This window comes from Desulfoscipio geothermicus DSM 3669, from assembly GCF_900115975.1.
Lineage (GTDB): Bacteria > Bacillota > Desulfotomaculia > Desulfotomaculales > Desulfallaceae > Desulfoscipio > Desulfoscipio geothermicus.
Window position 1 is genome coordinate 113,736 of record NZ_FOYM01000009.1, and the last position, 10,681, is coordinate 124,416.

12 protein-coding genes are annotated in these 10,681 nt (G+C 46.7%); 1 reads left to right on the forward strand and 11 read right to left on the reverse strand.

The window, feature by feature from the left end:
• Window positions 1-33: 33 nt before the first annotated feature.
• The 11 genes from BM299_RS07250 to BM299_RS07300 all read right to left on the reverse strand — a co-directional run bounded on the left by BM299_RS07250 (window position 34) and on the right by BM299_RS07300 (window position 9,827).
• Window positions 34-741 carry a hypothetical protein gene (locus tag BM299_RS07250; RefSeq protein WP_092482799.1) on the reverse strand — a complete coding sequence of 236 codons (708 nt, stop codon included), beginning with the start codon at window positions 739-741 and terminating at the stop codon, window positions 34-36.
• A gap of 30 nt (window positions 742-771) precedes the next feature.
• Window positions 772-1,929, reverse strand: a complete 1,158-nt coding sequence (locus BM299_RS07255) for a UxaA family hydrolase (protein WP_092482800.1) — start codon at window positions 1,927-1,929, stop codon at window positions 772-774.
• Window positions 1,926-2,258: a UxaA family hydrolase gene (locus tag BM299_RS07260; RefSeq protein WP_092482801.1), complete on the reverse strand. Its 333-nt coding sequence runs from the start codon at window positions 2,256-2,258 to the stop codon at window positions 1,926-1,928. The genes BM299_RS07255 and BM299_RS07260 overlap by 4 nt, the downstream gene beginning before the upstream one ends.
• Window positions 2,259-2,289: 31 nt before the next feature.
• Complete coding sequence (locus tag BM299_RS07265) at window positions 2,290-3,564, reverse strand: TRAP transporter large permease (RefSeq protein ID WP_092482802.1); 1,275 nt, start codon at window positions 3,562-3,564, stop codon at window positions 2,290-2,292.
• A gap of 28 nt (window positions 3,565-3,592) precedes the next feature.
• Entirely contained in the window at window positions 3,593-4,045 is a 453-nt protein-coding gene (locus BM299_RS07270) for a TRAP transporter small permease (RefSeq protein WP_165608222.1), read from the reverse strand.
• Window positions 4,046-4,150: 105 nt separating this feature from the next.
• Window positions 4,151-5,182 (reverse strand): TRAP transporter substrate-binding protein, encoded by a 1,032-nt coding sequence (locus BM299_RS07275; RefSeq protein ID WP_165608223.1) that lies wholly within the window; start codon window positions 5,180-5,182, stop codon window positions 4,151-4,153.
• 26 nt (window positions 5,183-5,208) lie between these two features.
• Complete coding sequence (locus BM299_RS07280; protein ID WP_092482805.1) at window positions 5,209-5,847, reverse strand: cobalamin B12-binding domain-containing protein; 639 nt, start codon at window positions 5,845-5,847, stop codon at window positions 5,209-5,211.
• Window positions 5,848-5,885: 38 nt separating this feature from the next.
• Entirely contained in the window at window positions 5,886-6,785 is a 900-nt protein-coding gene (locus BM299_RS07285; RefSeq protein WP_165608224.1) for a uroporphyrinogen decarboxylase family protein, read from the reverse strand.
• Window positions 6,786-6,920: 135 nt separating this feature from the next.
• Entirely contained in the window at window positions 6,921-7,715 is a 795-nt protein-coding gene (locus BM299_RS07290; RefSeq protein ID WP_092482807.1) for a methyltetrahydrofolate cobalamin methyltransferase, read from the reverse strand.
• Window positions 7,716-7,872: 157 nt separating this feature from the next.
• Entirely contained in the window at window positions 7,873-8,514 is a 642-nt protein-coding gene (locus BM299_RS07295) for a cobalamin B12-binding domain-containing protein (protein ID WP_092482808.1), read from the reverse strand.
• Between the two features lie 29 nt (window positions 8,515-8,543).
• Window positions 8,544-9,827 (reverse strand): PocR ligand-binding domain-containing protein, encoded by a 1,284-nt coding sequence (locus tag BM299_RS07300; RefSeq protein ID WP_165608225.1) that lies wholly within the window; start codon window positions 9,825-9,827, stop codon window positions 8,544-8,546.
• Window positions 9,828-10,202: 375 nt separating this feature from the next.
• Here BM299_RS07300 and BM299_RS07305 point away from each other — a divergent pair, with 375 nt between their 5' ends.
• Complete coding sequence (locus BM299_RS07305) at window positions 10,203-10,625, forward strand: S-layer homology domain-containing protein (RefSeq protein WP_092482810.1); 423 nt, start codon at window positions 10,203-10,205, stop codon at window positions 10,623-10,625.
• Window positions 10,626-10,681 lie beyond the last annotated feature (56 nt).

Sequence of the window (10,681 nt, forward strand, 5' to 3'; positions counted from 1 at the left end):
GTGGGGAGTGTCAAGCCTTATTATAGTAAGCATCTACTTTGAAAGAAGCCTTTGCGAAGCTTTTGAAAGTTTTCTATAAGGGCAAGTATCTACTGCGCTACAGATTTCGCAATCCGATCGGTTATGGCCTGAAATTTTCAAGTTTTTCCCGAACGGGATCAATAATGAATAAGACTTCAGGGGGATCATTAAGTTGGAATGGGTGACTGTTATGCCGATGCGATCGGCTTCAACCATGGCTAGGATATCACTTTGTACGTCAAGCGGAATGTTGTGACAACCAGGACTCAAGGCAAAGCCATATCTCATTCCTTCCCCCCCCACTAACCCTTTGGTATGTTCCTTGGCCGATTCCATCAGCTTATCCAGCATAATAATGCCGATTTCGTTCAATACCAGAGCGTCAATGTGCTGGCTGTGGTTGAAGAGCCTGGAGGTTTCATGTTCCAGCTCTTCTCCCACAGTCCCTACAACCAAAATACAACCAGAAGCCCCTGTAAAGTATTCAATAAAAGGAATGCGTAATGTGTCGGAAAGGGTGATCAACCCGTCAGTGCCGGCCGCCACCCGCACCGTTTTGAATAAAGCCCTAGGCGATATAAGTTCGCTGGCTTTTTTGGACTGCCGCTCGATTGCGTTATCAACTTCCAGTCTGGCCCTGCTGTTGATTTTAGTACCTAATGACCTAAATACTTCTTCTTTGCTTACATCTATTTTATCTAATATTAGTAAATTACTCATTTTTTACCTCTATATTTTTTACTTCTATAATTACAGTGTGGGACCCACCCGGTGAATACCAAACTCACAGTGTCCAAGCATTTCGGCCCTGGTTTTTTCCCCTGCAGCAACTTTCAAGAGGTAATCATAAATCTCATTGGCCGCAAAATCAAGAGTTGAGTTTCCGTAAACAACCTGAGACAGGTCAATATCAATGTTCTCAGCCATTTTTTTTACCGTCTCGGGGTTGGCACAAAGTTTTATAACCGGAGCTAAAGCGTTACCGGTGGGTGTGCCCCGGCCCGTAGTAAACAAAAGCAACTGCGCTCCACCGGCTACCATCCCGACCATAGAAGTTACATCATGTCCGGGGGTGTCCATAAATGAAACACCGGGAAGAGTGCATGGTTCGGCGTACTCCAAAACATCAACAATGGGCGAGCTTCCAGACTTGCAGATAGCTCCCAGCGATTTTTCCTCAATAGTGGACAACCCACCGGCGATATTGCCCGGGGTGGGCTGCGCCCCACGAATATCACAATTCATACGCCGGGCATCTTCTTCTACCCGGTTTACCATCTGTTGCAACAACGCTCGTTTGGTTTCGGATGCGATTCTGGACATCAGCAGGTGTTCCGCACCAACTATTTCAGTGGTCTCGGAAAACACCACCCTGGCCCCTTGTCGGACCAGGCTATCAGCACAAAGTCCTGCAGCCGGGTTAGAGACTATCCCCGAGGTATAATCAGATCCTCCGCACTCAATACCTACCGTCAGCATATGAAGGGGACATTCTCGTCTCTGAATATCTCTTATACCGCTATACAGCTCTTGGGCCAGTTTAATGCCGCGAGCAATAGCCTTGCTGGTTCCACCCTCCTCCTGAATGCTTAAACAGCACACTTCTTTCCCTGACGGAATAATAAGTTCAGCTATTTCCCAAGGGTTAAATTCCTCGCATCCCAACCCGACAAGCAGTACTGCTCCCACATTCGGGTTCTTGCCCAATCCTGCCAGGGTCCTTTTAAAAAGGTCGGCATCTGCTCCAATCTGGTTGCAACCGTGTTCATGAGCAAGAGCCACGCTTCCGGGAATCTCACGCGCTATGGATTTGGATACATGGTTGGCACAAACCACGGTGGGGATAACCGCCAGGTAATTCCTTACACCTACCGCCCCGTCCGGCCTTGGAAACCCCGAGAAAGTCATGCGCACCCCCCCTTGCCTGCAGCCAGATCGCCGCGTCCCCTGCGGCTTGCTAAATTGTGTACATGAACCCAGTTGCCTGTAGCTATACCGGATACGGCACAACCGATATCGTTACCGTACTTCACGACCGATTCCCCTGGCAAAACGGGCTTAACACAAATTTTGTGCCCCGCAGGAATAACTTCCTTTGCCTCGATTTGACAAATACACCTTCCATCCCGACCTAAAATCATCACCCGCGCGCCTTTGGCGACGTCCGCAAGGACAGTGGCCACGTTATCACCCTCATTAAGCACCAACGCGCTGACTTGTTTAAGCTGTTCGAACATTTAAATCCCGCCTTTAAAATATTAGATATATTTACCGATACATCATGTTGGGTAACCATGTAATAAGTGGTGGGAACAAGATGCAAAGTCCCAAAACAACCACCATTACCAGCAAGAAGGGATACAGCGCCCTAAAGACCTTCTCCACAGAAGTTTGCGCCAGGTCGGCGGATAGGTAAAGGTTTAAGCCGACGGGCGGGGTCAAAGTCCCCAGGCAAAAAGCCGCGGTTACCAGCACGTAAAAATGTATGGGATCAATCGGAAGACTTAAAACGAGCGGAGCCACTACCGGCACAAAGAGCATAATTGCCGGGGTGGTTGATAAAAAGCATCCTATTAACAATGCCGCCAACACAATAATAGCCTCCAGAACCATGGCATTGCCGGTTAAGCCGAAGAGGAAGTTGGCCACCTGCTCTGTAATCCTTTCCCTGGTCAAAATGTATGAATAAACTGCCGCCATCGCCACCACAAACATAATAGTGCTGGTGGAAATTACCGCTTCATGGCACATTTGAGCCAATTCTTTAAAGTCTACTTCCCTGTAAATAAAAACACTTACAATCAAAGCATAAACAACTGCAATCGCCGCAGCCTCTGTCGGGGTGAAGACGCCGGATGTGATACCGCCAATAATAATTACCGGGGCCAGCAACCCCCAAATGCTTTCTTTAAATGTCTTCCAGCCTTCTTGCACTGTCATGGGAGCGCGGCACGGGTAATTGGCTTTTCTAGCCATGATGTAGGCCACAATCATCAAACCAAGCCCGTATAGCAAACCCGGAATGGCCGCCCCCACAAAAAGCTTGCCCACCGAAACGCTGGCAATGGCCGCTGTTACAATCATGGGCACGCTGGGCGGAATAATTGGGCCGGCCACTGCGGAAGAAGCGGTCACTGCCGCACTGTACTCCGGACTATAACCTTCTTTCTTCATCGCCGGAATAAGCACGCTTCCAAGCCCGGCAGTGTCGGTGATAGCGCATCCGGACATACCGGCAAAAATCATGCTCGATAAAATATTGACCTGAGCTAATCCCCCTACTATTCTGCCAACCACGTAATTGCAAAAGGCTAGAATCCTTGTGGTAATACCGCCGGCATTCATGACTTTACCGGCAAACATGAAAAGAGGTATTGCAGTAAGCACAAACTTATCGGCACCGCTAAAGGATTGCTGAATAACCAGCTGAATTGGAATTCCTTCCAGATAAAAATACACCATGGCAACCACGAACATAGACATCCCGATAGGCATGCCTACGATTAAAAGAAATAACAACGACAACAAAACAAAAGCAATCAAGTTTTATCCCCCCTTCAATTCCATTTGGCTAAATTGTCGGGCCCTTCTTAATACTGTAGTAGGTATTTTTCAATATGTGGAAAATCATGAGCATGAAGCCTAAAACCACGGCGAGATACACGTAGGAAATATTGATTCGGAGCACGTCGCTAATCTGAGTGTGAGCACTTATGACAATCTTAACCCCGAAATAAACCCCGATAGTTAGGAATACCATTGATATCAAGTTATTCAATAATCCAAACACAAACTGCAACCTACCGGGCAACCTGGTAACAAGCGCATCAACCCGCAAGTGAGCATCTCTTTTAGTTGCCAGCCCCGCACCTAAAAAACTCATCCATACCAGAATATACCTGGTTGATTCCTCGGCAAAAGCGATCGGACTATTAAAACAGTATCTTAAAGTAACGCTGGCTGTTAAAATTACTACCAACAGCACCATCAGTATAGTTGTCAAAATTTTCATTACTATTTCCATAAAAAAAACACCTCCTTTTGAAGGGGGAAGAATGCCTTCCATTAAGAAGGCATTCTCATAAACTGGTTACTGATTCATTGTTCCATACATTACATTATCAATTGATCATTCTGCTTCAATAGCATAAATCTTCTCAGCCATGCCTTTGGCATTGGGCCAAATTTGTTCCAATTCGGGTATCATGTCTTTTACAGCTTCTACAAACGGGGTGATGTCATCGGGCTTAACCAAAATCATACCGGCTGCGGCGAGTTTTTCTTCATAATCCGCTTGCTGATTCCAGGTTAATTCGTTCTGATATTCTCCAGCCTCTTTAGCCGCTTCTTCCAATATCTGCAATTGTTTAGCAGAAAGTTTTTCCTTGGTTACGGCGCTCAAACCGACACCAAGGGTGCCGTAAGTATGGTTAAGCATATTGCAGTACTTGTTCACTTCGTAGATACTGTAATCATAAATGTAATCGGTGGGCAATTCGACTCCGTGTACAACTCCCTGCTGCACGGCCAGGTACATCTCATTCAAAGGCACCTTAGTCGGTTCAGCACCCATGCGTTTAAACACTTCAATAGGTGGTGTTGCGCCGGCACGAATAATCTGTCCCTTCATGTCCTCAATGGTCTTGATGGGTTTGTTGGAGGTGATTTGCCTGGGCAGCCTGTCCCAGTTCATGTCCAGCATATAGATGCTGTTTTCGAGCATGCTTTCTTTTAGTTCATTCCCGAGCTCACCATCCAGTGCCTCATGTATTTGCTCCTGGCTCCTGAACAAGAAGGGAACCTGCATCATCATGAACCGGTCATCCAGGTAGCCGAATACCCCGAGGCCGACGACAACGATGTCAATTCCACCCATAGTGGTCTGCTCAATTATTTCCCGGTTTCCACCCAGCTGGTTGGCCGGGTAAATTTCAACTGTCATTTTCCCGGAAGATTTTTGCTCCACCAGTTCGGCAAATTTATGGGTCCCTAAATCAATAGGCGAATTCACCTGGGCATTATGAGCCAGTTTTAACGTTACCTCGTTAATCTCTCCACCGGCGTTGGAATCGCCGCCGGAACCTCCACCGCAACCGGCGGCAACAGCCATGAGAAGAACCAATATGGCTGAAAAAACCACCAATCCTAATCTTTTTTGCACTGACATCCTCCCTTTCTTTTTTATAATTAGTTTTTAGCACCCAACAATTTTCTAGCTACTTCTACCGCAGAAGCCGCGTCAGGTGCAAAACCATCCGCACCAATACTTTTGGCAAATTCTTCAGATACAGGCGCTCCTCCAACCATGACTATAACCTGCTCCCTGAGATTTTCCCTTTCCAATCCCTGGATTACTACTTCCATTTGGTGCAGGGTATTTGTCAATAGCGCCGACATGGCCAGAATATCGGGCTTGTGCTCCTTAACGCCTTCAATAAATTTTTCCATGGGAACGTCAATTCCAATGTCAATAACCTCAAAACCGCCGCTTTTGAACATCATGCCCACAAGGTTTTTTCCGATATCGTGGAGGTCATCCTTGACCGTGCCCAAAAGAACCTTGCCTTTTGAAATCGCTTCCCCCGCCGACAGGTAGGGCGCCAGCATTTCCAAAGCCGAGTTCATTGTCCTTGCAGCAATTAGGACCTCGGGAACAAACAGGATATTCTCCCTGAACCTTTTCCCAATATCATTCATGGCCGCAATTAATTTTTCGTTGACTATTTCGTAAGCTTTCATGCCCTCATCAAGTGATTCTTGGATCATTTCTTGAATTTTTTGTTTGTCTCCGTTTTCCAAAGTTTCAATTACTACCGAGAGTTCCATATATATTTCTCCCCTTTTTCACATTAAGATCAAGAAATTTATAACGGGTAATGGCCGTACTTAAGCAAAGCATTATTCATGGCCATTATGTTTTCAGGCTTGCAGTATGCCGCTACACCGTTTGAAGTGGCGATAATATAACCGCCTCCGGGTCCAACCCTATGGATCTTTTCCCTTACCTCGTTTTCTGTTTCCTCTACCGTACCTTTACTTAGTGTATAATGCAGGTCAATGTTACCCATTAAACAAACCTTGTTGCCGTAATCCTTTTTTAACTGGAATATGTCCATCGGCCCCGGCTCAAGATTGGATATACCGTTCATACCCAGGGTGAGCAGTTCATCCAGAATGGAGTTTATATTCCCGCAACTGTGATAAATCCAGGGCTTTTCAATTTTAGCCGCCACTTTTCTCATGTGCGGCATAAAAAAACGTTCCATGTGCTTAGGGGATATAAATGTCCCGGATCTGAAAGCTAGGTCGTCAGAAACGAAGATGACATCGAAATCCATGTTCTGGATCACTTCCAGCACCCGCAGGCTGAATGAACTGAACATATCCATTATAGCGTCTACCAGGTCCGGGTCATCAAACAACATATAAGAAAAGTGTTCAATCCCCATGCTTAGATAGGTATTGCTCGGGCCGAACCTTACCCCCGCAAGGGCGGCGTAATCCTTTCTGTACTTTTTCAAGTACTCCTCAGCCGGCTTGTAAAATTCAGCCGCACCGGGATCGGGCATCTTCTTTTTGCATTCCTCAAAGTCTTGCCATGTTTTTAGTTTTCCAGCGCCCACGATTTCAATATCGCCCCGCTTTTCGATCTCGGCATAGCGAGGCGGAGCAAAATTATAACTAATGTTGTCAATAGCCAAAACTTCTAAAATCTCGGGAGCAGTCCGCGCACTCCCCGGAGGGTCGGGGATTGGGCGACCCAAAATCTTTTCCCCCAATGCTTTATGGACATAACCCTCTACCCAGGGAACCCGGTCAGGTTCCTTAAGTTGAAGTGCGGTCAAGACCCTTTCTCTCGGAGTCATAGTACTCATCAACAATCACCCACCTTTAAATGTTTATTTGAACAAACCTTTTCTGTAAGCGGTTAAATAACCTTTACAATAAGGATCCTTATTGGTAAGTGCCACGCCGGCCTTAAGTAAACCCAGAAGGTGCTTATCAAGCGGGTTAAGAATAGCGCTATCCAGCCCGCTTGCCACCGCCATAGCGGCAAAAGCGTGGTTAATAAACTTTCTGCCGGGCAATCCAAAGGAAATATTGCTCAGGCCGCATATCGTGTGCACCTCCCAATCTTTACCGGCAATATAATTAATTGTTTCAAGGGCGATCAAGCCATTTTCATCCTTGGTGCTAAGCGGCTCAACCAACGGGTCGATATAAATCCTGTCCTCGTTAACACCATCTGCCACAAGCCTCTCAACCAGTTGCTCCGCTATCTTAATCCGCTTTTCCCGGTTATCCGGAATGCCACTCTCATCAATGGTCAACGCGATTACACGCGCGCCATACTCTTTGACCAGCGGCACAATCTCCTTGTACCTCTTTTCTTCAGCAGTAACCGAATTAATCAGCGCCTCTCCCTGGTGCTTTTCCAAGGCCCGGCGCAGGGCATCAGGGTTAGGGGAATCGATACAGAGGGGACAGTTAACTTCCTGCTGCACGACTTCAACCAGCCATTCCAGTTTTTCCGGCTCGCGCCCGTAAAATGTCCCGGCGTTAACATCAACATAATTTGCTCCGGCCTCAAATTGGTCCCGGGCCAGTTGTTTGATAAATACATCACCTCTTTTTTCAATCGCTTCTTTAATCTGGCTTCTGCTGCTGTTGATCAGCTCTCCTACAATAAGCATCTGCCAACCTCCCTGATTCAATCCTTTTCGAGCCGTCTTAGATCTATTTTCTCTACACCTTTTTATCTCACCTTGATATAATAGTTTGATTTATTAAGTATCTTTAGAAAAGAAAAAACCCGAAAAACCGGGTTTTCAAACTTTCCAACAGGGCTTTTTATTGCAAGCCCAGCAGTTTATTTGTACAGCTTACGGCATCCAGTGCGGTTTCAGCATAACCGTCAGCCCCGATTTGGCGGGCAAATTCAGGTGTTACCGGGTTACCACCCACAATCACCTTGCAGTTATGAATTAATTTTTGTTTCTTTAATAATTTTATGGTTTCACCCATCCAAATCATAGTCGTGTTGAGTAAAGCCGACATACCCAGAACATCGGGCTGATATTCTTTTACATATCTAACAAAATCCTCTGGCGCAACATCAATGCCTACATCAATCACCTGGAATCCCGAACTTTTTAAGAAGATTCCCACCAACCTCTTACCTATGTCGTGCAGGTCGCCGGCAACGGTCCCTAAGAGTACTTTCGCCTTTTCTTGAGCCGAGTTGTCCGGAAAATAATGCTTAATTTTAATAACTCCGGCTTGCAAAGCCCGTGACGATAACAAAACTTCCGGAATATGAATTTCATTAGCCTTAAACTGCCTACCTATCTCGTCCATCCCGGGCAACAGGTGAAATGTTAATAATTCCTCTGGTGTACACAGTTTAGTCCCGAGAGCAAAGTTGACCAACTCCTGAACCCGTCCCACATCACCTTCAATGACTGCCTGGGCTATGCTGCTAAAATTCTGCATCATGTCTACCCCCATTACCAAAACATGAGCTATTCAATCTTGGCTAGCTTACGATATTCCCCGGGTGGCATTCCTACCAGTTTCTTAAACACCCGGCTAAAGTATGTTTCACTGTTAAAGCCAACTTCAGCCGCTACCTGACTGACTGTTTTGTTGGTGTTCAACAGCAGCTTTTTGGCCTCTTTTACCCTTGCCTGAGTCAGATAATCGACAAAGGTTACCCCTAATTCTTTCTTGAAAATACTGCTCAAGTAACACGGGCTGTAATAAAACAACTGCGCCAAGCTATCCAGGGTGAGGTTTTTGGAGTATTCCGCCTCCACATACTTGACGACCTTTTCCAAAACCCTGGTGGTTCTATCTTTTTTAGCCTTGGACAGGTGTTCGAAATATTCCGCCAACACCTTTTTTACCCAAAGATATAACTGGTCAGCCAGTTTGATTTTGGACATTTCCAAAGTATACTTCATGTTTAATTCCAACAGTTCCTCGACATCACAACCCCTATCGGCCAGAGCCCGTGAAACCAGAACCAGCAGTTCTAAAATCCGGGCCTTTACATAATTGGGCCTGGTTGAGTATTCAGGAAGCAAGCAGAGCATTATGTCGTCAAGAATCCGCGCCGCATGGCCCGGTTTACCCTCACGGATACTATGAAGCAATTCCCTCTCCATGCGGACGGAATAAACCGGTACAAAACTACTCGAATTTGAGCGAGCGTTTTTTTCCATAATCCTCCTGTTGAGCTCCGCCTGCTGTTCCTCGATCACCTTGCGCTGCTTTTTAATGGTAACCCGGGTTTCCGTAATGGCATTGGCCGTAATGTATAACAGGTTAGCGGCGGATTTGGCCTGCCTGGCGGAGATTACCCTGAGCATGCCGGCAGCCTGCTTTAGCTGTTCGAAATCAACATTAATACCGGCAGTCATTTCACGGATTTCTTCCCAGAAGAAATCCTCCGGTTCCCACATAAGCACCTGCCCGCAAATTATGTTGCCGATATGCAGGCCGTTCATAACCACCGGAGCAGCCAGCCCGATTAAACCTGCGTGGCACCTGAATACGTAAGGTTCATCCCACTTAACCGCTTCACGCCCGGCGGTAGCATAAGACTTGAAACACTTATATTCAGCTCTGCTGTTTACTAGTTTACAAAATTTAGGTGCATCAGTGGAGCGCGGCAGAAACACGGGCCTGCCGTCAAGGTTGGTAAACATCGCTCTTAAACCGGTAGCCTCTGAAAAAGAATCCAGTATATCCTCAAGGAGTTTTTCGTCGGGAAAACTCGTTACCTCGGGTTTATTATCGTTCATCATCCGTACCATTCCTGTAAAATCATATTATAAGTATTCAGCACTGGGAGCAAAATCCCTTTGCCAAAAACAAGAGTGATATAAATAATGACTGAAAATTTTTTTTATGACAAATATTTAATGATTTAAGCAGATGAGATTCCACCCCACCTGAAGTAAAAAGAGGAACTCCAACTATAAAAAAACGCGCCTCATTGTTCTTCTCCCTCCAATAACCCCAGGTATTCCACCAATGGTACCGGTAACCAATCCTTATTTTCCTGTAAACCAGCAGCATATGGCAACGACTTATCCAGCCAATTTACCAGCGGCAGAAGCCCTTCCCGGTTTGAACCGAATACCGGCATTACCAGAGCAGAATTCGCTGCGCTGCTGGTGAACGTGCTGCAGGTGGGAAAACCGGCGGAGATACCTTTTACGGACGTCCCGCAAAACGCCTGGTACAGGGACAGCGTCGCCAGGGCCTTTGGAGCCAAACTGATAAGCGGCACCAGCGCGGTGCAATTTCAACCGCAAGCCCTGATTACCCGTGAGCAAATGGCGGTCATGATCGCCAATGCCCTCAGGTATAAAGGGGTGCATGTCAGCAGCGCCGCAACACTGGAATCCTTCCAGGACCGTCAAACCATCGCCGCCTGGGCTGTGGATTCAGTGAGGCTGGTTGCCGGGGCAAACATCGTCCACGGCAAAACAGGAACCAACGGCCCTGTTTTCGCCCCCAAAGACAACGCAACCCGGGCAGAAGCGGTGGTCATGCTCAAGCGCTTATTAGATAAATTGCAAGGGCCGCAATCTTGATATTGCTGTGTACAACAAAACCGGGGTGGCCTGACCGCCCCGGTTTTCCCTGCACA